General features: G+C 55.2%; 17 protein-coding genes. 9 read left to right on the plus strand and 8 right to left on the minus strand.

Annotated elements, in window-relative coordinates:
* Positions 1–94: 94 nt before the first annotated feature.
* On the plus strand, positions 95–505 hold the full coding sequence (locus GCU45_RS07410; RefSeq protein WP_152398504.1) for a GNAT family N-acetyltransferase: 411 nt from the start codon (positions 95–97) through the stop codon (positions 503–505).
* Between the two features lie 37 nt (positions 506–542).
* Here the strand turns inward: GCU45_RS07410 and GCU45_RS07415 are convergent, their stop codons facing one another.
* The 6 genes from GCU45_RS07415 to GCU45_RS07440 all read right to left on the minus strand — a co-directional run bounded on the left by GCU45_RS07415 (position 543) and on the right by GCU45_RS07440 (position 8,106).
* On the minus strand, positions 543–1,148 hold the full coding sequence (locus GCU45_RS07415) for a pentapeptide repeat-containing protein (protein ID WP_076169703.1): 606 nt from the start codon (positions 1,146–1,148) through the stop codon (positions 543–545).
* Between the two features lie 260 nt (positions 1,149–1,408).
* Positions 1,409–3,610, minus strand: a complete 2,202-nt coding sequence (locus GCU45_RS07420) for an alpha-L-rhamnosidase-related protein (RefSeq protein WP_152398505.1) — start codon at positions 3,608–3,610, stop codon at positions 1,409–1,411.
* 43 nt (positions 3,611–3,653) lie between these two features.
* Entirely contained in the window at positions 3,654–4,493 is an 840-nt protein-coding gene (locus GCU45_RS07425; RefSeq protein WP_076169701.1) for a carbohydrate ABC transporter permease, read from the minus strand.
* 15 nt (positions 4,494–4,508) lie between these two features.
* Entirely contained in the window at positions 4,509–5,405 is an 897-nt protein-coding gene (locus GCU45_RS07430) for a carbohydrate ABC transporter permease (RefSeq protein ID WP_076169700.1), read from the minus strand.
* Positions 5,406–5,525: 120 nt separating this feature from the next.
* Positions 5,526–6,851, minus strand: coding sequence for an ABC transporter substrate-binding protein (locus GCU45_RS07435; RefSeq protein ID WP_152398506.1), 1,326 nt, complete (start codon positions 6,849–6,851; stop codon positions 5,526–5,528).
* 244 nt (positions 6,852–7,095) lie between these two features.
* Entirely contained in the window at positions 7,096–8,106 is a 1,011-nt protein-coding gene (locus tag GCU45_RS07440; RefSeq protein ID WP_152398507.1) for a LacI family DNA-binding transcriptional regulator, read from the minus strand.
* A gap of 224 nt (positions 8,107–8,330) precedes the next feature.
* Between GCU45_RS07440 and GCU45_RS07445 the strand changes: the two genes are divergently transcribed.
* The 7 genes from GCU45_RS07445 (at position 8,331) to GCU45_RS07475 (ending at position 17,472) form a co-directional block, all read left to right on the plus strand.
* Positions 8,331–9,947 (plus strand): helix-turn-helix domain-containing protein, encoded by a 1,617-nt coding sequence (locus tag GCU45_RS07445; protein ID WP_152398508.1) that lies wholly within the window; start codon positions 8,331–8,333, stop codon positions 9,945–9,947.
* Positions 9,944–11,743, plus strand: a complete 1,800-nt coding sequence (locus tag GCU45_RS07450; protein ID WP_152398509.1) for a cache domain-containing sensor histidine kinase — start codon at positions 9,944–9,946, stop codon at positions 11,741–11,743. Before GCU45_RS07445 ends, GCU45_RS07450 begins: the two co-directional genes overlap by 4 nt.
* A gap of 5 nt (positions 11,744–11,748) precedes the next feature.
* Entirely contained in the window at positions 11,749–12,732 is a 984-nt protein-coding gene (locus tag GCU45_RS07455; RefSeq protein ID WP_152398510.1) for a substrate-binding domain-containing protein, read from the plus strand.
* Positions 12,733–12,761: 29 nt separating this feature from the next.
* The gene (locus GCU45_RS07460) at positions 12,762–14,057 is read left to right on the plus strand and encodes an ABC transporter substrate-binding protein (RefSeq protein ID WP_152398511.1); all 1,296 of its coding nucleotides are present in this window, start codon (positions 12,762–12,764) and stop codon (positions 14,055–14,057) included.
* A gap of 166 nt (positions 14,058–14,223) precedes the next feature.
* Positions 14,224–15,603, plus strand: a complete 1,380-nt coding sequence (locus GCU45_RS07465; RefSeq protein ID WP_152398512.1) for an ABC transporter substrate-binding protein — start codon at positions 14,224–14,226, stop codon at positions 15,601–15,603.
* Between the two features lie 93 nt (positions 15,604–15,696).
* Positions 15,697–16,599 carry a carbohydrate ABC transporter permease gene (locus GCU45_RS07470; RefSeq protein WP_105444443.1) on the plus strand — a complete coding sequence of 301 codons (903 nt, stop codon included), beginning with the start codon at positions 15,697–15,699 and terminating at the stop codon, positions 16,597–16,599.
* A 27-nt stretch (positions 16,600–16,626) separates the two neighbouring features.
* Positions 16,627–17,472, plus strand: a complete 846-nt coding sequence (locus GCU45_RS07475) for a carbohydrate ABC transporter permease (protein WP_076169692.1) — start codon at positions 16,627–16,629, stop codon at positions 17,470–17,472.
* A gap of 160 nt (positions 17,473–17,632) precedes the next feature.
* Here GCU45_RS07475 and GCU45_RS07480 read toward each other — a convergent pair whose 3' ends face one another.
* A complete protein-coding gene (locus tag GCU45_RS07480; RefSeq protein ID WP_152398513.1) occupies positions 17,633–19,333 on the minus strand; it encodes a DUF4127 family protein in 1,701 nt (566 codons plus the stop codon).
* A gap of 478 nt (positions 19,334–19,811) precedes the next feature.
* Here GCU45_RS07480 and GCU45_RS07485 point away from each other — a divergent pair, with 478 nt between their 5' ends.
* Positions 19,812–20,714 (plus strand): oxygen-dependent tRNA uridine(34) hydroxylase TrhO, encoded by a 903-nt coding sequence (locus GCU45_RS07485; protein ID WP_152398514.1) that lies wholly within the window; start codon positions 19,812–19,814, stop codon positions 20,712–20,714.
* A 221-nt stretch (positions 20,715–20,935) separates the two neighbouring features.
* Here the strand turns inward: GCU45_RS07485 and GCU45_RS07490 are convergent, their stop codons facing one another.
* A complete protein-coding gene (locus GCU45_RS07490; protein ID WP_167527091.1) occupies positions 20,936–22,873 on the minus strand; it encodes a DUF2207 domain-containing protein in 1,938 nt (645 codons plus the stop codon).
* Between the last annotated feature and the right edge of the window lie 272 nt (positions 22,874–23,145).

Below are 23,145 nucleotides of genomic sequence, written 5' to 3' on the forward strand. Positions count from 1 at the left end.
GCGAGCATCGCGTTGCAAGCCAAGTCGTGCTTGCCCGTTGAGCGGTGACGCCTTCCATAGCTTCAGATATACTTGGGAGCAAAGGAGTGAGATCATGAATTCACACATTCAGCTAGGACATGATGTCCCGGAAGCCGAGGAGTACAACACGCTGCGGGTAAAGGCCGGCCTCAGCCCCAAGGACATCGAAGCCTCCCGCAGGGGACTTCAGGGTTCCCTCTTCATCGTGACCCTCCGCCTGGAAGGGAAACTGATCGGCATGGGCCGAGTCATCGGGGACGGCGGCTGCATGTACCACGTCGTGGACATCACCGTTGATCCCGATCATCAAGGACAGGGCCTGGGCAAGCGGATCATGGCCGAAATCACCGGCTACCTGGACCATAACGCTCCGCCCACCGCCTATGTCAGCCTGATCGCCGATGTGCCGGCCGACCTTCTGTATCGGCAGTTCGGCTTCGAGGAGACGGCGCCGGCATCGGTCGGCATGTACAGGCGGTTCTAAGGCGGAGCGGGCATCGGCGGCAGTCTCGGCCATGGTCTTAGTCCACCTTGGCGCCGTAGGCCCGGGCTACACCGACCGCCTGCTCCAGGTCGATCCGCACCCCGGTGAGGTCGATCGACCGGAAATCAAAGCGGTCCAGCTTCGCGCCCCGGAGATCCGCACCGTTCAATGCGGCCTTTGCCAGCCGGACGCCGCTCAAATCCGCCTCGCGGAGATCCGCTTTTTGCAGATTGCATTCGGATAAGTCCGCCTCTACAAAACGGATACCCCGCAGCTGCTGCTTGACGAGATTGGCGTGCCGCAGGTTCGTGTACGACCAGTCCCCGCCCTGGATCGTGATGCCGTCCAGCGATGCGCCGGAGAAGTCGCTGCCCGTCATTTTGCAATCCTCAAACTTGCTTACGAACAAATTGGCTCCCGCAAAGCGGCAGTTTGTAAACGCCGACCGGGCATGAACAGAAGCGTTCAGCGTCGCTCCCCCAAAGTCGCATTCGATAAACCGGCAGCCGGTCGTCCAGACCTCATCCAGCGCGGCTCCGCGAAAGCTGCACTGATGAAAGGTGCATCCCTTCAATTCCCCTTCCTTCAGATCGGCTTGGCCAAAGTCCACCTTTACGTATTCCTCATCTATGTACTGATACATCCGCTCATCCCCCACGTTTTATTCGATAACCCTTAAGCTTGTTTAGACGGTTTATTTTCTATCCTATCAAACATATGTTCCTTTCTCAATCGTCGTGAAGCCTTTATGGTGCACCATTTCGATGCCCTCCCCTGAAAAAAAACAAGAACAGAAGGCCCGGGTCATATCCCGGGCCTTCTGTTCTTTTCCCCCGCGTAACCATAGCTGGGAATTGTCTGCCTCTAATCCTCTGTACAGCGCTCTGAGGTGCTGCCGCCTACTTACAGCGTCACCCGAATATGCGGCTCATCACGGATCACCGTCTGGCCGGCCCATTCGAGGATGACTTTCAGCCCGCCGGGATTCGCGATGTCGGCATACAGCCGGCCCGCCTCGGAGCGGAGCTCCAGGTCGATCACTGCCTGGCCGATATGCAGCTGCTGAAGCGTCATCTTTTTTCCATCCCAGACGGACGGAATGAGCGGCGCAATGTGCACGGTGTTCAGATGCGCATGCGGCTTGACGCCGAAGAAGTGGCGGATCAGCGGAACGGCCATCGCATACAGCGTCCATGCCTGGACTGCGCAGCCGTAATCCGGCGACATCTCGTTCATCGAGCCCGGCAGCGCCATCGAGAACGTGCGCATCATCCGCCGGAGCAGATCAAGCGACTCATCGGCAAAGCCGTATACCGCCTCTGCCACGGCGTGCACGCCCGTAGATATCGTCATCGTTTCGGTCCGGTATACCCCCGAGAGGTATGTGCCGTACGGACCGATGAATTCCTCCGTTCTCATGTTGCCGAGAGCCCGGACCGCTTTCTCCCGCTCCGCGATCCCGGTTTCCATCGGGGTCACGATCACCCAGTTTTTGTTCAGCAGCCAGCCGCGGTCTTCCTGCTCATCCTGCACCCGGTCCAGCACCCGGTTCAGAACGTCCCGGTAACCCTGGACGCCGTGCTTCTCCGCAACGGACACCAGATGGTCGACCTTCGGCATAATGTCGCTCTTCGGAGCGACCGCATCGGCGTATAGGCCGTCCTCCTCGGACCAGTATACCCGGTTGATGGCTTTCTTCATCCGGTCTGCCAGCGCTTCGTACGCCTCCGCCCGCTGCCTTTCGCCCAGCGCCACGCTCATGCTGGCGAGAGCTCCGGCCGCCTGAGCCGAATACACTGCGGTATCGATCAATTCCATATTCAGGCCGGAAATTTCAATGATTCCGTAGCCGGATGGGAACAGATCGCCGTCCGGGTCCATTTCATGCAGCAGCCAATCCATGCCCTGCACGCAAATGTTGTAGTTCTCTCTGAGCATCTCCAGGTCACCGGTCCAGGAGAACAGATCCCAGATCATCGTGATGAAATGGGCGGTTTCCTGCGTATTCCCCGGGTTGGCAACCACGCCCATCGTCGTAATTTCGTGAACGATGCGTCCGTTACCGTTGGCTTCCTGCGAAATGCTGCGGAGGATATCTACCGTATCCTTAGCGAGCCGAAAATCCCCCACAGCGGCAAGTCCCTGCACCGTATAGGAGTTGTCACAGCCAAACCACCACGGATAATGCGGGGAGCCCGCGGTCAGGCCGCGCCCGATAAAATCGACCTTTTGTACGAGCCACTGCGTATTCCATTTGGTCCAGGAGAAGATTTCATTCAGCTCGTCTTCTCCTTCGATGCTCAGCTTGGATTTCCGATCGATGCTCTCCAGCAGGCGCAGCTTTTGTTCAAACAGCCGTTCATGCTCCTGCTTGAGACGGTCGAACGTGGCGATGCATTCGTCCCGGGATGTATAGGAGCCTGCGATAAAGGCGTGAAAAGCAAAGGTTTCGCCTGGCGCCAGCTTCAGAGAAGCGGTGAGCGAAGCCCCGGAACCGCCGCCTGCGGTCCGCTCCGGGCCGAACAGGGAACGGTCTGTGGTCATCTGGACCGATCCGACTCCGGGCATTTCAGCCCCCACCATCACGTACCATTCGCTGTCGCTGTCTTTGGCGATCAGGGCCGACTCCGACACCGCTTCAAACCGGTCCTCTTCCCCGTCCTCGATACCGATTTGCTCCGAGTACCACACCGGGCGAAGATCGGAGCGAAAGAGCATTTCCAGCTCCAGCACCGTTTCCTCTGCCGCATAGTTCACGATTTCGTACCGGACGACCATGCCCTTTTCTTCGTCAGGCGCAAACTGGACGCGCTTCATCGAGACCGGGATATGCCCCAGGCCATGATCGTAACGGAATTCCGAACCCCAAGGATGATTAATGAACTCGTCCGCCTTGGACCAGACGGAAATGTTCCGGCGGTGATCGGTCAGCCGGAGCCAGAAGCCGTCCAGCAGCTTGATGGGATGAAGCCATACTCCTCCCATTTCACCGGCAACATGATGTCCAAAGTCCGGGAAATAGCCGTCCTGCGTACCGACCGCCTTGATATATTCACCCGCCGTCAAATAAATCGGGAATGGATGCCTGCTGCTTTGCTTTATCATTCGGAATCTCCTCTTCTTCTTGTGTATTGGTCTTTCGCGAAGGCTAGCCCTTCATCGCGGACGAGAGGGAAATCCCCTCGATGAAATACTTCTGCAGGAAGAAAAACACAATGATCGCCGGCAGCATGATCAGCACGGTAGCGGCCATCAGCATGTTCCATTCGACGTTATAGAGCCCCTTGAACATGGACAGCCCCAGGGCCAGCGTATATTTTTCGTTCGAATTCAAATAAATCAGCGGACCCTGGAAATCGTTCCACACGCCCATAAAGGTAAAAATCGATACCGCGATGAGCGGCGGTTTGCTCAGCGGAAGCATGATCCGCGTAAAAATGCTCCACCGGTTAGCCCCGTCCATATACGCGGCTTCATCGAGGTCTCGGGGAATTCCCCGCATAAACTGCCGGATCAAAAAGATGTTGAAGGCGCCCCCGCCAAAAAAGGACGGAACGATCAGCGGCAGGAACGTATCGACCCAGCCAGCCTCCTTGAACATGATAAACATCGGAATCATCGTCACCTGGCCCGGAAGCATCATCGTCGCCAGCAGCACGAGAAACAGCCAGCGCTTGCCCTTGAATTTGAACCGGGCGAAGCCGTATGCGCACAGGGCCGAGGTGAACACCGTTCCGATCATGACCGGAATCAGGATCAGCACCGTGTTTTTCAGGAACAGAAAAAACGGCACCGCGGTCACTGCGTCCCGGTAGTTCCCCCATTTCCACGTTTTGGGGAAGAACGAATCCTGAAAGACCTCGGCCGGCGTTTTCAGCGAGGTGGATACGGTCCAGAGCAGCGGCACCAGTACGATCGCAGCGCCCGCAGTCAGCAGCAGCAGCGTCAGGATCCGGGACAAACTCCATTTTCGAATTGCCGTATGCATACGCGATCCCTCCTTTTAATCCCGGTCGTCATCGCCGTTGTAGTACACCCACATCGAAGAGCTGCGGATGACAATCAGCGTGAAGAACAGGATGATCGCAAATAAAATCCAGGATAAAGCTGAAGCATAGCCCATTTCGTAGTTCACGAACGCCTTGTTATATAAATACAGGTTGTAAAACAGCGTTGAGTTGAGCGGGCCTCCATTTGTCATGACAAAGGCCTGGGTGAAGTACTGAAAGCCCCCGATGATCCCCATGATCAAATTGAAAAAAATCGTCGGGGAGATCATCGGCATCGTCACGCTGAAAAAGCGGCGGATGCTTCCCGCCCCGTCCAATTGAGCCGCCTCATGCAGCTCCTCGGGAACGCCCTGCAGCCCGGACAGGTAAATGATGATCGTGTTGCCGACGCCCCAAATGCCCATGACGATCAGCGCCCCAAGCGCATAGCTCGGATCCTGCAGCCAGGCCGGTCCCTGAATGCCGAACCATCCCAGCGCCCGGTTCAATATGCCGTATTCCGGATTGAAAATCATGATCCACATCATCGACACGGCTACGGCCGGAATGACCGACGGCATGAAATAGATCAGGCGGAACAGCTTCATGCCCCGGGTCCGCATGTTCAGCAGCAGCGCGATGAGAAGAGAGACAATCTGATATAAAGGGACGGAGACGAGGGCAAAGATGAAGGTGACTTTCAGCGACTGGTAGAACAGCTCATCGTGAAAAATCGCCTTGAAGTTGTCCAGGCCGACGAATTCGATCGATCCGATGCCGGTAATGATGTCCCACTTGCTGAAGGACAGGACAAACGAGAAGAGCATCGGACCCAGCGTAAACAGCAGCAGGCCCAGAAACCAAGGAAGAATAAACAGGTATCCCGCCCTTTCCGATCGTGAATTCCGCATAAAGTAACCTCCTTGATGGTACGGATGGCCGCCCGGCTGATGCAGCACGGGCTGTTGCATCCGGATGTTCGACGAAGGAGGAAGCCATGAATCGGGGACTCATGGCTTCCTGTGTCATCCTTACTTCGCGATCTTGCTGTCCACATTTTTGGCCGCCTCATCCAAGGCGTCCTTCACCGTGGATTTATTCAGCAGCACCTTTTCAACCGCCTTATTGAATTCCTCCGTAAAGGTCGGCGCATTCGCCGAACGCATGGAAATCGGCTTTTTGGCATAATCCATCATTTCGATGACCGGTTTGTCGACCACTTCCGTGCTCTTTACCTGATCCAGCTCCGCAACGGTAGCCGGAAGCACCTGACCCTTTTCGGAGCGGGACTTTTGCGCCTCGGTGCCGGACAGCCATTTCATCAGCTCATACGCTTCCTTCTTGTGCTTGCCGTTTGCGTTCATCGCCCAGCCGGCGGCGGCAATAATACTTGCGCGTTCTCCGTTTGCCCCTTTCGGGATCAATGCCGAACCGTACTGCACGTCGGATTTGTCGAGATCGCCCTTGACCCAACGTCCGGTAATCATCATGGCCAGCTTGTCGGTCATAAACATCGACGAGTCCCCGCCCAGCGTTTCGGTGTCCTGCGGCGTCGGGGATACGCGGTCGTCACCCTGTGCCAACGCCACGTATTTTTCCATGGCTGCCACCGTCTTCTCGCTGTTCATGAAGCCTTCCGCTTTTGTGCCGTCTTCATTGCCGATGTCGGTTCCGTTCAGCCACAGGTATATGTAAATCGGATATTCCCATTTGGTTGCGTTAAAGCCGAATTCCTTGATTTTGCCGCTGCCGTCCTTCTGGGTCAGCTTCTTGGCCGCGCTGATCATGTCGTCCCAGGTCCAGTCGTCGGTCGGATAAGGGATCTTGGCGGCGTCGAACATGCGCTTGTTGTACCATAAAGCGAGCGGATTGAAGTCTTTCGGAAGGTAGTACAGCTTGCCGCCGATCTTGCCCATGTTCAGCAGATCCTGCTGGAACATATCCGTCTTGAAGGAGCTGTCCTGGCTGATGTACTCATCCAGAGGCTCCACCACGCCCTTGTCGACGTATTTGAAATAATCCCCTTCCCCGATCAAAAAGACATCCGGTGCCTGCCCCGCCGCCAGCGAAGTCGTCAGCTTCGTGGCATAGCCGTCTCCCGGAACCGGTTCAAACGTAACCTTGATACCGGGGTGGGATGCATTGAACTCGTCGGCCAGCTTTTTCTCTACCGAATCGGCCGACAGCTCTCCCCAGGTCGTAAATTTCAGCTCAACCACCTTGCCGGACCCGCTGCCATCAGAGGATCCGCTCCCCTGGGCGCTGTCGTTCCCCTTGGAACCCGAGCCGGATGAGCAGGCGCTCAGGATGACGCTGAACAGCAGAACAAACGCTACACTTGCAGACCATTTTCTCATTGGATAGACCTCCCTGTTTTTTCACTGGAAACGATGAAAGCCGTGCAACCCAATCACCTAAAAAATGAGTACTGATGCGGTCCCAAATCGATTTCGGAACCTTGAAAAAAATATTCACCCTCCCTGCAGGTTGGCCTGTCGGCTCCTTGTTGGCATGAAGGTGAAATGCATTGGTACCCTTGATCCGAAATCGATTTCGATCACCGTAAAAAAATATGAAAATTTGAAAGCGCTTCCGTGCAAATTATAGCATCGACGTCGTTTCCCTGTCAACCACCTGAAATGGAATTTTCAAATGTTTTCCGGTGCCGTTGTGCTCCAGCAGATGAATGACCTGCTCGAATGCCGTCATAGCCATCCGCTTAAAATCCTGCCTCACTGTGGTCAGCTTGGGTGATGTATAGCTGGACAGCACGATATCGTCAAACCCGATCACGGACAGCTGCTCCGGTATGCGGACGTTCAGCTCGCGGCAGCGGTTCATGAAACCGATCGCCATCAGATCGCTTGCGAAGAAAACGGCCGTCACGTCCGGGTGATCCTGCAAATAGGACTCCGCCGAACCATAGGCATACTCCTCCGTATAATCGCCGTTAACGACCAGCGCTGGATCGAATTCGATGCCGTTAGCTTTCAATGCCTGTCGGTAACCCTTCAAACGCTCGTTGCTGACCACGGCAAAATTATGGCCGTTGACCATGCCGATCCGGCGGTGTCCGAGATCGACCAGATGCTGGATGGCCGCCTGGGCCGCCCCTACATTATCCGTCATCACCGAGCTGGTGTGGCTTCCCGTAATGTCGGCGTCGATCACAACGCACGGAAAATTACTGTCCACGATTTCCTGAAAATACGGATCGGTCGTCTTCAGTCCCGTTATGACCGCGCCCGATACCTTGTGCTCCTTGCAGAACTGCCAATAGGACTTGTCCTGCTGCTCCGACAGGTTCCGCGTGTACAGCAGCACCTCGTAATTGTAATGCGACGCCGCCTCGAAAATCCCTGTCATCATCTGAAACAGCACGCCGTCCTTGCCACTCGAACCCTCAAAATTGGAGAAGATCAGCGCGATCGATTTCGTGACTTTTTGCTTCAGATTTTTGGCCAGCATGTTTGGGGAGTAGTTCAGCTCCTCGACCGCCTTCAGCACCTTTTTCCGCGTCTCCTCACTCACGTCCGAATATCCGTTCAGCGCCTTGGAGACGACCGTCGTCGATACGTTGGCATGCTTGGCCACATCCTTGATCGTTGCCATGTTTCTCTCACCTCCCGTCCCGGCTTAATATTTTCATATTAAAGCATAGAGCCGGGATCATGTCAAAATACGGCAATTCGGACGTTCCATCTTTGATTCGCACATTCCCCATATCCACAAATCCGCTTTTACAGTATAATTATTCCAGCATTATTACGTTTTTATGAACAAGGACCCTGGGTCCGGAAGCCTTACGGCATCGAACAAAAGACAGGGGGCATACCATGTACAAAGTATTCATCGTCGACGATGAAGCGGTTGTCCGCGACGGGCTGAAGCGAACGATCGGCTGGCAGGAGCTCGGCTTCGAGCTGATCGGCGATTATGCCAACGGCCGCGAGGCGCTGGAGGCGATCGATCTGAACATGCCGGATCTCATCATTTCAGACATCTCCATGCCGTTTATGGACGGTCTTGCGCTGACGGCCGCTGCAGGCTCCAAATATCCGCATATCAAAATGATCATCCTGACCGGTTACGACGAGTTCGAATACGCACAGCAGGCCATTCGCCTCAAGGTTTCCGATTTTATTTTGAAACCGATTACTGCCCAGGAAATCCGCGAGCTGCTTCTGAAGGTCAAGGCAGAGATGGACGAAGAGACACGCAGGCGCGAGGATTTCAGCCGGCTCTACAGCCAGCTAAAGCAGAGCCTGCCGCTCCTGAAGGAGCGCTTCCTGGAGCGGCTCGTCGTTACCGGGATGAAAGCCGAGGAAGCACAGGAGCGCTTCCGCTATTTCGGCCTGACACCGCTGGCTTCGCCATGCCTGGCCATGGTGGCTGATATCGACGATTTCGGCTCCCGTCCCCTGCAGAGCGAGAGCGGGCAGGACACGGAAATTCTTCGCTACGCCGCTTACAACCTGTTCGAGGAAATCGCCCTCCGCGAGGACCTGCTGCTGTTCCGCACACGCGAGGAGCGCATCGCCCTGATCGTCTCGGACAGCGCCGAGGATACCGATGTGTACGAAAAGGCGTTCCGGGTGGCCGAAGAAGCCCGCTTCTACATTCACAAATATTTAAAGTTCACCGTTACCATCGGCGTCGGACAAGCAGTGCAGGCAGAGCAGCAGCTTCCCGCATCGTACACAAGCGCCCTTTCCGCGCTGGATTACCGCTTTTTGCTCGGCAAAAACCGGGTGATCAGCCTGCTGGACATGGAGGGCCGGCCCGTCCTGGCCGAGACGCTCCGTGCGGATTGGGACCGCCAATTGGCATCCGCCGTCAAGACTGGCTCCCTGGAGGAAATCCGCCAGCTGATCCGGGAATTCGTCTGCGACCTGAAACAGGGCATGGCACCGATGGATTCGTGCATTTTTCACATCCAAAAGGTCATCCTTTCCCTCATGAACACGATTCAGGAGCTGGGCTTGCACGAACCGCGCTCGATCCTGCTGACCGACGTCTACAGATTCAAAACGCTTGACGAAATCGAAGCCTGGCTCACGGAGACGGTCACCTCCGTCATGAACGCCGTTGCCGAAAACCGCCATCATTTGACCCATATGCAGATCCGCAAGGCCGTCGACTACATCGAGACGCATTATGCCGACGAAGACATCTCGCTGCAGCACCTGTGCCGCCACGTCCTGATGAGCACCAGCTACTTCAGCCTCGTCTTCAAGCAGCATACAGGCGAAACCTTCGTCGAGTACCTGACCCGGACCCGAATGGACAAAGCCAAGGAGCTGCTGGCACACACCGGGCTCAAATTTTACGAAATCGCCGGTCAGGTCGGCTACAATGACCCGAACTATTTCAGCATTCTGTTCAAGAAGCATGCAGGCATGACGCCGCGGGAATTCCGCGACAGGCAGGCCAAGGAGAGCCCGCAGCCATGACCAGACAGCGCGCCTCCCTCCTTCCTTTTTTGCCGTTTAAAAGCATCCAGTCGAGCATCTTTTTCACCTTCTCCTGCCTGATCCTGATTACCGTCCTGGTCATCAGCCTGAACAGCTACAACCTGTCGGTCGCCGCGATGGAGACCAATTCGGAGAGCTACGTTCAGGAAATCATCACGCAGGTCAACTCCAACATCCAGTCTTACATCGACAACATGGAAAATATCAGCCTCTTGGCCATGACCAACAAAGACGTCAAGTATTACATCTCCAACAACACGTTTATCAGCACAAGCGACCGGCGGCCATACGAAAAGCGCATCTCCGACCTATTCCAGGCCATCCTGTACTCGCGCAAGGACATCTCGGCCATCATGGTGTTCGGCTATAACGGCCATTACGTGTCCGACCGCCGGATTACCCTGCTCAACCCGAACACCAAGCTGGAGGACCAGTCCTGGTACAAGGAAGCGAAGAACAAGGGCGGACAATCCGTCATTTCGCCGCCTCATGTGCAGAACGTCATCCAAAACGAATACCGGTGGGTCGTCTCCCTCAGCCGCGAATTGAAGAGCACGGACGGGATCCGGGGCGAGGGCATTTTTCTCGTGGACCTGAACCTGAGCATCATCAACGATATTTGCAGCAAAATTAACCTGGGCAAAAAGGGCTACGTCTTCATCGTCGACCAGAACGGGAACATCATTTACCACCCGCAGCAGCAGCTGATCTACAGCAACCTGCGCACGGAGCAGATCGCCAAGGTCACCGGTGCCAAGAGCGGTACCTCCTTCACGATCAACGACGACAAGGGCAAGCGCGTCTACTCGGTGCATGACACGAACTTCGGCTGGAAAATCGTCGGCGTGGCCTATGCGGACGACCTGATCGCAAACGAAGGCACGATCCGCAGGTCCATCCTGCTGTACGCCATCATGGGCATCCTCTTCTCCCTGCTGCTGTCGCTCGTGCTGTCATACCGCATGTCCAAGCCGATCCGCATTCTGCAGCGGGATATGAAAAAGGTTGAGCGCGGCAACTTCAATATCCGCACGAAGATCGACCAGCCGAACGAAATCGGCCAGCTCGGACGGTCGTTTAATTTGATGCTTGCCCAGATCAAGAATCTGATGCAGGAAATCATCCATAACCAGGAGAACAAACGAAAAAGCGAGCTGATGCTGCTCCAATCGCAGATCAATCCGCACTTCCTGTACAACACGCTCGATTCGATCGTATGGATGGGCGAGCAAAAGAAGCACGAGGAAGTTGTCCTGATGACCTCGGCCTTGGCCAAACTGTTCCGCGCCAGCATTACAAAGGACAAGGAGCTGGTGCCGATCAAGGTGGAGGTCGAGCATATCACCAACTATCTGCTTATACAGAAGATGAGGTACAACGAGCAGCTGGAATACGACATCGACGTGCCGGAGGAAATCAGCGGTTTCATGACGCTCAAAATTTTGCTGCAACCCTTTGTGGAAAACGCCATTTATCACGGCATCCGCAACAAGCCCGAACCGGGGAAAATCGTCATAAGGGCCCGCGACCTGGGCCAGATGATCCAATTTGAAGTGGAGGATGACGGGCTGGGCATGACGGAGGAGCAAATCGGGCGCATCTGGAACCCGCCGGAGGACAAGACGTCCGGCCGGACGAAATCCGGCGGCATCGGGATTGCCAACGTCAACGAGCGCGTAAAGCTGTACTTCGGCGACGTCTACGGCATCCAAATCCGCAGCGAGCTGGAAGAAGGGACCTGCGTCACCATCACCATCCCCAAAATGAAGGAGTAGCACCCATGCGCATACAACGTGCCACGCTGCTGTTGGCCATCATTTTTGTCATATCCTGCGTCTACATCATCCTGTACTTCAAGCTGTTTATTCCGACGCCCCCTCAGGAGAGAAGCGTGACGGTGATCCTCAAGGAGCACAACATCCGCTCCGAATTCTGGCAGACGGTGAGCGCTGGGGCCGAAGCGGCCGCCAAGGAGGCCGGGGCCAGCATCAGCATCACCGGCCCGCTGCAGGAGACGGACGCCGAGTCGCAGCTTCAGCTGCTGAAGGGCGTCCTCAAGCAGAAGCCGCAGGCCGTCGTCGTCGCCCCGATCAACGACGACCGCATCATGGACGAGCTCAAGAACATCCAGGATGAGGACATCCCGCTCGTCATTATCGATACGCCCCTCAGCCTGAAATCGCCGCCGGCCTTCGTGTCGAACGATCATGTCACTGCCGGCGTCCAGGCCGGCAAAGTGGCGCTGGAGCAGACCGGCGGTTCGCTAAGAGCAGTGATCATCAGCGACTTCGTAACGTCCGGCGTATCGGCCGAGCGGGAAAAGGGCATCCGCCAAGCGCTTGATGCCTCGTCCTCGGCGATCTATGGCACGTTTTACTGCTCCGATTCCGAGGAGCGTTCGTACCTGATCGCCAAGGCGCTGATCCGGGACCACCGCGACATGAACGCCATCATCGCGCTGAACGAATCCGCGGCCCTCGGCGCCGCCAAAGCGGTCAAGGAAGCCCATCGGACCGGGCTTGTCCAGCTGATCGGCTTCGACACGTCGGCCAGCGAAATCCGGCTGCTCGAGGAAGGCACCCTGAACGCGACCGTCGTGCAGCAGCCTTTTAACATCGGATATTTGGGCGTTCAGACCGTGCTCGACCTCATCAACGGCAAAAGGGTCAAGCCGGAAACCTACACCAATTCGATCGTCGTCACCAAGGCTAACATGTATTCCCCGGAAAATCAGAAACTCCTCTTTCCATTTATCGATAAATAAACAATAACCATCGAAAGGTGCGAGAGCCGATGACTTCCCGTTTTCTGGCCCGGCTTGCCGGGATATCCCTCTGCCTGCTGGGCATTCCGGCGCTCCTTCTCTCCTGCTCCGGCCCGCAAGATGCCAACCCGGTGATGAAGCCGCCGGAGGAGCAGACTGCGCTCATCAATTTTGTCGCCTCGGAATACAGCTCGGAGACGCGGCCCCTGCTCGAAAACCTGGTCCAGGACTTCATGCTGAAGAACCCGTCGATCGTCATCAATTTGCAGGTGGCCAACTGGGACATCCTAGACGGCATCTATACTACGATGATCAGTAAAAATCAGCCGCCGGACCTGCTGAACACGAACGTGTACACACATTTTGCGAAGGACGGCCTCCTGAACGACATGGACGAGATCATTTCGCCGGAGCTGAAGCGGAAATTTTATCCGGACCTGATGAAGCTCGACCAGTGGGACGGCAAGCAATATGCCATTCCGTACGTTTCGTCCACCCGGAATATGTATTACAATCGGGACCTTTTCGAGGCGGCTGGCATATCCGAAGCACCGGCCACCTGGTCGGAGCTGAAAAAGGATGCCCTCAAAATCAAAAACACCGGCATGGCCCACGGCTTCGGCGTCGATTTGAGCGATAACGAAATCCAGGCCTATCTCTCTTATTTCTTCCTGGGGGCAGGCGGCGGGTGGTTCCGTGACGGGAAATGGACGATCAATTCGCCGGAAAACGTCGAGGGCCTTGCCTTTCTGAAGGACCTGTACGACGAAGGATTAACCGACCCCGAGCCGACTGTCACCACCCGGGACGAGAAGCAGCGCATCGTCGGGGACGGAAAACTGGGGATGATGATTTCGGGCAATTATTTCGGCACCGTCATGCCGAGGGAGTTCCCGAATCTGAAGTGGGGCACCGGCCCTATTCCCGTCAAGGACGGCCGGAAGCCGCTCCTGTTCGGCGTGCACGATAACCTGGTCTCGTTCAAAACAGACCATACCAACAAGGAGGTGCTCTCCGCGTTCCTGGATTATCTGTATTCCAGCCCGGTGTATGAGGAAATCATCGCGCAGGAAGGTTTTCTGCCCGTGACAGAGGAGGCCGGGGCCAAGCTGTCGGCAGCGGATCCCATGGTGAAGCAGCGTCTGGCGGAGCTGCGGAAATCCAGCTTTTATCCGATCCAGCAGCCGGAATGGCAGTCGATCATGGATACCGCACGGAAAATGGGCGACGCGGTTCTACACGACCACGTCTCGCCGAAGGAGGCTCTGGACGAGCTGCAGCGCTACGCCGAGAAGGTGCAGAAGGAGGTCCATGGAACGGAGTAGAAGATTATCCCTCCTTCTTTCCCCACGAACAGAAAATAACAAAGAATTCATGGAAGATATTCAATAGAGCCTCTCCCCCCGAATCCTTATGATGGTTTTAGGCGCTGTAATCCAAAATAGACAACCACTATGGCGTTGCACAATCACTTAAGGAGGGTTAGCTTTTATGATGTTCAAGAGACATTTGGCGGCACTCAGCCTTGCGGCTTTGATGATCGTCGCCCCGCTGGCCGGATGCGGCTCCAAGGACTCGTCCACTTCGACGAAAACCGAAGACGCGTCCTCCTCAACCACCACAACGACCAACACCGATTCCAGCTCGAACACGACGACCGATGACAGCACCAAAAAACTGACCGGAGACTTTGAAATCCAGTACTTCGTCGGCGGCTACGGCGACAAGTGGTGGAAAAAAGTCATCGCCGACTTTAAAGCGGCCAACCCCGATTTGAACGTTAAAGAAAGCGGCGGGCCTAAAATTAACGACCAGATGAAGCCCCGCTGGGTCGGCGGCAATCCGCCGGACTTCGTGTATATTGACGGACCGAACCTGAACGACCGCCAAATGGTGGAGGACGGCCAGCTGGAGGACCTGACGGATTGGATGAAGGACGCCACGAACATCGACGGCACCAAAATCAGCGACATTCTGGCGCAGCCGCCGCAGCTGTTTGACGGCAAGGTCTACGACATCCCGCTCGTTTTGAACTCCTGGGGCGTGTTCTGGGACAAAGCCCTCTTCCAGGAAAAAGGCTGGGAAGAGCCCAAAGACTGGCAGTCTTTCTTGTCCGTCAGCGACAAAATCAAAGCAGCGGGCGTGACTCCGTTTATCCATACCGGCAAATATCCGTACTACATCAACGGTGCGATTTTGTACCCGGCGATCGTATCGGCCAACAACAACGATATTTCCATTCTGCAGGACATGGCTGATTCCAAAGTGGAAGCCTTCCAGCAGCCCGCCGTGCTGACTGCACTGAACAAAATCGTCGAGCTTCGCGACAAAGGCTTTATCGACAAAGCCTCCATCCAGATCAACCACACGGATTCGCAAATGCTGTTCCTGCAGCACAAAGACGCCTTCATCCCGAACGGCCTCTGGCTGCCGAACGAAATGGCCAAGGACGTCCCGGGCGGATTCTCCTTCGGCTTCATTCCATCGGTGACGCAGGATTCAGGCGGCAAAGTCGTCGCCAACACTTCCACCGCCAACGTGGCGATCGCCAAGAACGCCAAAAACAAGGAAGCGGCCAAAGCATTCCTGCAGTTCATCTTCTCCGAAGCCCAGGCTTCGCAGTGGGCCGAGCTGAGCGGCGCTCCTTCCAACATCAAGGGCGACATCAGCAGCTCCAGCGCACCAAGCCATGTTAAAGATGCAGCGCGGTATTTAACCGATTCCAACACCGTCGTCGTTCCGTCCATTACCTTTAACGCGGACGTGGATAAGGCGATGCAGGATGCCACGGATGCCCTGACCATCGGCAAAATCACGCCGGAAGAGTGGGTACAGCGCGTCGTGGACGTCGCCAAGAAAGTGAAAAAATAATGCGATAGACCGGCAGGAAACGCGGAGGATGACGGGGATGAACGCTCTCTGTTATCCTCCGTACATTTTAGGTGAAAGGCAGGGAGAACGAAGATGAAATTGGGGACGAACGCCTGGCAGCGCAACCTGTTTATCGCAACCTTCATCATTCCCACGTTCCTGTTCTTCTGCGTGTTTACGGTGTACCCCGTACTGCAGGCGATGTATTACTCGCTGTATGACTGGTCCGGCTCCTCGGACAATAAAACGTTTATCGGCCTGGACAATTTCAAGGAGATGCTTCACGACCCCATCATCTGGATCGGGATGGGCAACGACTATTTTCTCGTCGCGGGCAAAATTATCGGCATCATGATTCTGGCGACGTTTTTTGCGGTCGCTCTGACCCGCTTCAAATTTCGGCTCGCCAATTTTTTTCGCTCGATTTTTTTCATTCCGAACGTCATTTCCGTCGTCGTCATCGGCGTCCTCTGGAATTTTATCTATAATCCGCAAATCGGCTTTCTGAACTCCTTCCTGTCCTTGTTCACCAAAGACAAAGTGGACATTACGTGGCTCGGCTTCACCAGCCACACGATCTGGATGCTGCTTCCGCCCGCCATCTGGGCCGGCATCGGCTTCTATATGATTCTCCTGATCGCCGCGATCCAGGGGATACCGGAATCCTACTACGAGGCCTCAAGCCTTGAAGGCGCTGGCCAGTGGCACCAATTCCGCCATATCACGCTGCCGCTGATCTGGGAACAGATGAAGGTGTCCATCCTCAACATTATGATGACCACGCTCAACGGTTCTTTTGTCATCGTGATGATTATGACGAACGGCGGGCCGGACAACACCACCCAGGTCATGGGGTCCTACTTGTATCAAATGGCCTTCACGCAGTACCACTTTGGCTATGGTGCGGCCATTGGCGTGCTGATTCTGGTCTTATCGATGATCACGACGGTCATCCTGCAGCGGCTCATGCGCCAGGAAACGATCGAAATCAGCTGATTTTTCTAGGCACAGGAGGAACAAATAATGAAATCAGGCCTTTCCAATCCGATGGTCAAAATCGTGTTTTACGCCATCCTGATCCTGTGGGGCATATCGGTGATTTATCCGCTGCTGTGGACCCTGCTGGACTCGCTGAAAAACAACGACCAATTTTTCCGCAAAATGCCCTGGTCCCTGCCGGACTTTCCGCTGCTGTGGAGCAACTTCAGCTACGTATGGCGGGAGTTCAGCTTCGGCGATTACTTCCTGAACTCCGTCGTGGTAACGATCGGTTCCACACTGCTCGGGCTGCTGCTGTCGGCCACCACCGCCTACGTTCTGGCCCGCTACCCGTTCCGGGGAAGCACGGCGCTGTTCCTGCTTTACATCGCCTCCATGATGATCCCGTTCAGCCTGGCGCTCATCCCGCTCTTTTTCCTGATGAACTCCATGCATCTGACGAATTCGTCTTTAGGGCTGATCCTTGTGTATGCCTCTACGCTGATTGCGTTTGGCATTTTCGTGCTCGTCGGATTTTTCAAAAGCCTGCCCAAAGAGCTGGAGGAAGCCGCCGCCATGGACGGAGCGTCCTACTTCGGCATCTTCTTCCGGGTGATGCTGCCGCTTTCACAGCCGGGGCTCATTACTGTGGGCATCGTCAACGTCCTGAACATCTGGAACGAATACATTATCGGCACGATTCTGGTCAACGATCCGAAGCACTATACCCTGCCCGTCGGCATCGCAATGATGCAGGCCCAGATGCAGTACCGTACCGAATGGGGCCCCCTTTTCGCCGGTCTGCTCATCACCATCGTCCCCGTCCTGATCATGTACATGTTCTTCCAGCGGCAGATCGCCAGCGGAATAACGGCCGGGGCTATCAAGTGATCCCGGTTTGCCGGGTTATATCGCTCACAGCCGTACAGAAAAAAGCCCGGAATCCCCGGGCTTTGTTTTGTCCTGCACGCCAGCAAGCTATGCGGTTGTATCCGTGCTCGCGCTGGCACCGGATGCCGGCAGCCACCACGAGCCGCCAGCCGCTCCCCCCCTAGCACTCTTTCAGCGTCACTTCCGGCCCCAGCGTAATCTCAAACGCCCGCTCCCAAATGAATGCCGGATTGTCGTAGTCCAGAGACGCGCAAGCATACGTCGCATACGACCATCCGGACGGCTTGATCCGCCACACGTTCTGCGACACGCCGAGCTCGAATGCCTTTCTGGCAGCCAGCGCCTCCGTGTTCGCCTGCATGCGTTCGCGAAGCATCTCGACCAGAACCTTATAGTCTTCCGGCGAGTTGAACAGGAGAATGTTTTGGTCCGCATACGGTACGTTGGAGTATAGGGTGTGTGCCCGCGAGTACGCTCGAATTTCGGCAATCGTGATCTTCTTATAGTAGTAGTCCTTGAGGAATCGCTTGAACAGCAGCGATCCGTGCGCATTCACTGCCTCTTGCAGCGCCGGCGGCCGCTTCTCCGTGCCAAGGTATACGAATCGGGCCTGGGCCATGCCGAGGGCCATGCCGATTTTGTTGCCGGCCGTGTTCCACGCGCTGTATCCCAGAAGCTGTCCGGTGGACACGCTGTCGAGCAGCGCTTCGGTTACGGTCGCATCGGCGGCGCCTCCCCCGACAAAATCAATCACCAGCGTCGGAATCCGGCCGGCGCTGTTCGCTTCCATCCGGCTCACGGCGGCTCCGATCTCGCTGGCGCTGGTAACCGCCACGATTTCGATGTCATAGGCTGCCGTGTCAACGAACTCCCCGCCGACGATGTCCACATGATGCCGGATATTATCGTGCACGCTCATATACTCGTAAGGATTGACGATGGTCGACCCGTCCGGCCCAAAATATTTGACGCCGTATTTCGGACGGGAGCTGTACCTGTGAAGCTCCTTCGCCATCCGGCCCAGCAGAGAGTATCCCAGCGCATCGGCATCGGGGAGAATGATCGCTTTGTCCGGATTCTGGCCGCCGGTGCCGCCCAAATGCTCATTCACAAAGGCTTCCAGGTAAGCAATTTCGTTGGCCTGTACTCCCTGGGTATAGGAGTCATCCACCCCCACTGCGAGAAAATCCACGTATCCTTCACGGACGAGCCGCTCAATGATATATCGGTTGGTCTTGAATTTATGCCTTCTGGCATTATAGTACTGCTCTTTGTCAAAAAGGGTAGGCTCTCCGAACGAAGTGCCGTCGGGTTTCGTGTCATACCCTTCCAAAATGCCCTCGAACGTGGTTGCGACCGCCCGCGGCTGCTGGGCAAAGGCTCTGGCTTCATCGTATGCAGCCTGGGTCAGGCCTTCCACAAACACCGTGGTCGCCAGCCGCATAATCGTATCCAGCACATAGACCGGCTTACGCGGGTAGGCCCGCTTCACTTCCCGAACGACGTCCAGCAGTTTGGTAGTCTCGGGGTCGTAATCAGGGTAGGTGCCGCCCGCGCTTGGACGAAGCCGTCTGCTGCCGATTAACCCGCCGTAGGCCAGCATATCCGTCGAAATGATAAATCCGTCTGCCTGAGCGGCGTGTTCCCTGATAAATCGGCGGATATTCCGCGTCTTTCCGTACGTCGGCGATGAGGTGCTCACCAGCTGGCCGCCTTCGGCCACGGCTTTGGAATCGAGGCGATTGGCAATATCCTCCTTGTTGGGGACAATCAGCTGGATTCCTGCGGATCTCCCCTGCACGATTACATCATCCAAATTGGCAGGACGGTCGTCCAGCGGCACATAAAGCACTTTTTTCATAAGAGAACATCTCCTTTGCATGCTTGATTTGTCGTATTACGCGGCGCTGCTGAATACGGTTAAACTCAAGATGGCTTATCATGCCGGAGGAAAGCTTACTCCATGGGCAGCCGTATCGGATTTCCGGATATCCGACGCTGCCGCTGCCGCGTCGTTCTTTAAGGGTAGGCACCTTCCATCTTCGGCTGATTCGGATCCATGAACCCATAATATCATATACCGTAACGATACGCAATATAATATTTGGTTTTTTATTCCTCCAACGAGAAGGACATCCACCCTCTAAATTTGCGCAAGCAGACGGAGCATTTTCCAGTATTTCTCGGATTCATTCTCATCTATAGGCCGCATCGAAATTGCGTCTTTCAGCTAAGCTATTAGGAATCCTCCGGTTACTTACTATACTTTCAAGTTGACTATGTATGCCCTATTCATCTACAATATATAAGGTAAATTTACAAGAACAGGTGAAGAAGCAATGACAACGAAGCAAGAATACCGTATTTTGTTATATTATAAATTCGTCAACATCCCTGATCCTGAGCAGTTCACTGCGGAGCATCTGCAGTATTGCAAAGATCTGGGCGTCAAAGGCCGCATTCTGATCGCCTCTGAAGGCATCAACGGCACGCTGTCCGGCACCGTGGAACAAACCGAGAAGTATATGAACGACCTGAAAGCGAATCCGCTGTTCTCTGATATCGTCTTCAAGATCGATGAGTCGGAAGGCCATGCGTTCAAGAAAATTTTTGTCCGTCACAAGAAAGAGCTCGTCACGTTCCGTTACGAGGAGCCGCTTGATCCCAACGTCATCGGCGGGAAGCGTCTGTCTCCGGAAGAGTTCCATGAGCTGCTTCAGCAGGATGACGTTATCGTCCTGGACGGCCGCAACGACTATGAATACGAAATCGGACATTTCCGCGGCGCCATCCGTCCGGATGTCGAGTCGTTCCGCGAATTTCCGGAATGGATTCGCAACAATATGAGCCAGTTCAAGGACAAGAAAATTCTGACCTACTGCACTGGCGGCATCCGCTGCGAGAAGCTGACCGGCTTCATGATCAAAGAAGGCTTTCAGGATGTTGCCCAGCTTGAAGGCGGCATCGTAACATACGGCAAGGACCCTAAAGTCAAAGGACATTTATGGGACGGCAAATGCTACGTCTTTGACGAGCGCATTTCGGTGCCGATCAACCGTACGGAAGAAGATGTCGTGATCGCCAAGTGCATCCACTGCGGCAAAACGCATGACCGCTATATCAACTGCGCCAACCCGACCTGCAACAAACAGCATGTTTGCTGCGAAGAGTGCGAAGAGATCCATCAGTCCTTCTGCTCCGACGAGTGCCGGGACGTCATCATGGCAGCCAAGACCAACTGATCGGGTACACCTATCCAAAAAAACGGCAGTTCCTCTCTCTGAGAGGAGCTTGCCGTTTTTTTGTTAATACGTGGCGGGCGAAAAGCCGTTTTCTTCCATCCTCCAGGCATAAAAACAGCCCGTCCCTCGAATGCCAGGGAACGGGCTGCTGCGGATTTACGTGGTAATCTCAATTGTTATCGGTTATTCCTGGGCGGTGCAGTCGGACGATTTGGCGTATGCTAGAACGCGCCGGTTCCCCCGCCTCCGCCTCCTCCCCCGCCGTCACTGAAGCTTGACGAGGAACTGCTGCTGCCTCCGACGCCCATCGGCTTCAGGAGCAGGTGATTTTGCGTATAATTCAAGGATTCCATAATTTCCACGCTGAATAATGCGGGCACGGCTGCGGCCAAGGCAGCGCCTGACGTTCCGGTCTGCTTACGGTGTTTAATGTACCGCGGAACGGTCCCAAGCAGGGCGGCATACTCCGCGGCCTGCTCTGTTTCCAGCGGTTCGCCTGCGTAGGACATCTCTCCTTTTCCGAGCGTACTCCGTAGTGCCTTGAGTGCATAACGATAGCGATGCGTCTCCCAGGACAGCACATGAACGGGAATGCTCCATACAAACAGAGCGGAACATACCGTCAGGATCAGATAGTCGCCCGAAATATCATGCACGATTTGGGAGCCCATAATAAAGCATGCGAGCAGATACAGGAAGATCCACAGCTTATTCCGGAAACGGATGGACGCCCATACCCCTCCGGCACCAAGCAGCACGGCGGTTAGCACGATCATGAGCGTGGACGCCGCGTCGGTGTACAGCAGATACAGCAGCAGGCCGTAATTCACCGCAGCCGTCAGCGGAATGAACAGCTTCAGCAGCGGATTGGGCCGGACCTGCCCCGAATAAGGCTGGGTACGCGACAGCAGCCTGATCCACTTCATCAGCCGGTCGGCATGCTTAACCGACTTTGCCCGGTACTGCTTGACGATCCTTGCGCTCTGCCGCTCCTTAAACGTTGGTCCCGCCAAGGAATCCAGCTTGAAGATCAGACTGCCGTTGATTTCTTCGAACAGCCAGCCGACAAGATGCTTCTCCGCCGGGTTGAGCTGGTCCATCCTGCCCGTAAAGGTGAACAGCAGCGTGAATTCGGGAGCCGTCGGCTCTTCCTGGAAGCGTTTGGAAGCCGGGACCTGCTTCACGGTCACGTAACCCTTCTGCCGCAGCGATAACAATCCGGCCATGAAGTCTTCCCTTTTTAACCGGCCTTTGCGCAGCATATACATGAGAAGCAGCGGATCCGCTTCATCGATGTCCTGCCGGGTGACATCCCCGCGCCGCAGCCAGGCCGAAATTTTTCTCCACGACAAAGCGTACAGCAGCGCACCTACAATGAAAACAGCCATGCCGACTTGCACAACCGGACGGATGGCGTTCATTCGATCGTCACGGGCGGCAAGCCGGTCCTGGTATTTCTGCTCGGCAGACAGCTGCTTTTGCAAAGAAACCTGTTCCTCGGAAGCCGTCATTTGGGATAACTGATCCGGTGGAAAATAGACCACCATATGCGCCGTGCCATCACTCTTCAAATCATCGGTTTCATAGTGAACCGCTGGCGGCCCTTCGCTTGTAATCTTCCCGCCCGAACGGTCATGCAAAAAGGCATGAACGTCGCCGTCCTTATAATCGCCGGGCATAAACAAGTCGACGGACACCTGGTGAAGATCCTCTTGGTTATTTTTAAAGAAGCTCCATTCCAGCTTGCCCGTTTCGCCATACCTGACCGCCGCATGGTCAATCCGGTAGCGGTAATAGGCCTGTTTCGTTTCGTTCTGCGCGGCATCGTATATGTAATACGTATCATTGTCGTCGTCCCATTGGACATCCAGCCGCTGCAAGTTTTCGTAGGAGAAACTGCCTAGCTTCGGATGCTCCGGGGGTACATAGGCTTCAAAAAATTCAACCCCCTTCTGATCCGCCCGATCAATCGCACGCGTCATTCCGTTAAAGCTGCCCTTAAAGGTATACGTAAACAGTTCTTCGACATACAAGTCTCCATCCGGCCCGAGGTAAGCCCTGGATTCCACGCGGTCCATCGAGTAGCTCTTCTTGTCTCCGCAACCGGTTATCCCAAGGACCAGGACTAGGCTGCCCAGCAGTAGCCACCATCTCCTCATGCGCTCACTCCCATCTCCATACTTCTTGCTCTCTCTACTGACTATGCACAGATTCAAATGCCGCGTCCCTGTCATTCAAAGAGCTGTATTCTTCGGGTTACAGCGGCTGCCATAGACGTTTTCTATTATATTAACAAATGCCCCCTAGTGGAAAACAAGTGCATATGGTACCAAAATATGAGTTTTTTCGCCATTTATTGTTGGAATATACGTCTTCCGTCGCATACTTTCACTGTCTTTCGGTATGTGTTCATTGGAGGACAAAGGCATCA

This window comes from Paenibacillus cellulositrophicus, assembly GCF_009363095.1.
GTDB lineage: Bacteria > Bacillota > Bacilli > Paenibacillales > Paenibacillaceae > Paenibacillus_AQ > Paenibacillus_AQ favisporus.

Bases quoted from the DNA above. Each gene is read 5' to 3' on its own strand.
- GCU45_RS07425 (WP_076169701.1), bottom strand. From the start codon at position 4,493: ATGCATACGGCAATTCGAAAATGGAGTTTGTCCCGGATCCTGACGCTG.
- GCU45_RS07465 (WP_152398512.1), top strand. From the start codon at position 14,224: ATGATGTTCAAGAGACATTTGGCGGCACTCAGCCTTGCGGCTTTGATG.
- GCU45_RS07410 (WP_152398504.1), top strand. From the start codon at position 95: ATGAATTCACACATTCAGCTAGGACATGATGTCCCGGAAGCCGAGGAG.
- GCU45_RS07440 (WP_152398507.1), bottom strand. From the start codon at position 8,106: ATGGCAACGATCAAGGATGTGGCCAAGCATGCCAACGTATCGACGACG.
- GCU45_RS07490 (WP_167527091.1), bottom strand. From the start codon at position 22,873: ATGAGGAGATGGTGGCTACTGCTGGGCAGCCTAGTCCTGGTCCTTGGG.
- GCU45_RS07480 (WP_152398513.1), bottom strand. From the start codon at position 19,333: ATGAAAAAAGTGCTTTATGTGCCGCTGGACGACCGTCCTGCCAATTTG.
- GCU45_RS07450 (WP_152398509.1), top strand. From the start codon at position 9,944: ATGACCAGACAGCGCGCCTCCCTCCTTCCTTTTTTGCCGTTTAAAAGC.
- GCU45_RS07485 (WP_152398514.1), top strand. From the start codon at position 19,812: ATGACAACGAAGCAAGAATACCGTATTTTGTTATATTATAAATTCGTC.
- GCU45_RS07470 (WP_105444443.1), top strand. From the start codon at position 15,697: ATGAAATTGGGGACGAACGCCTGGCAGCGCAACCTGTTTATCGCAACC.
- GCU45_RS07435 (WP_152398506.1), bottom strand. From the start codon at position 6,851: ATGAGAAAATGGTCTGCAAGTGTAGCGTTTGTTCTGCTGTTCAGCGTC.
- GCU45_RS07445 (WP_152398508.1), top strand. From the start codon at position 8,331: ATGTACAAAGTATTCATCGTCGACGATGAAGCGGTTGTCCGCGACGGG.
- GCU45_RS07460 (WP_152398511.1), top strand. From the start codon at position 12,762: ATGACTTCCCGTTTTCTGGCCCGGCTTGCCGGGATATCCCTCTGCCTG.
- GCU45_RS07455 (WP_152398510.1), top strand. From the start codon at position 11,749: ATGCGCATACAACGTGCCACGCTGCTGTTGGCCATCATTTTTGTCATA.
- GCU45_RS07430 (WP_076169700.1), bottom strand. From the start codon at position 5,405: ATGCGGAATTCACGATCGGAAAGGGCGGGATACCTGTTTATTCTTCCT.
- GCU45_RS07475 (WP_076169692.1), top strand. From the start codon at position 16,627: ATGAAATCAGGCCTTTCCAATCCGATGGTCAAAATCGTGTTTTACGCC.
- GCU45_RS07420 (WP_152398505.1), bottom strand. From the start codon at position 3,610: ATGATAAAGCAAAGCAGCAGGCATCCATTCCCGATTTATTTGACGGCG.
- GCU45_RS07415 (WP_076169703.1), bottom strand. From the start codon at position 1,148: ATGTATCAGTACATAGATGAGGAATACGTAAAGGTGGACTTTGGCCAA.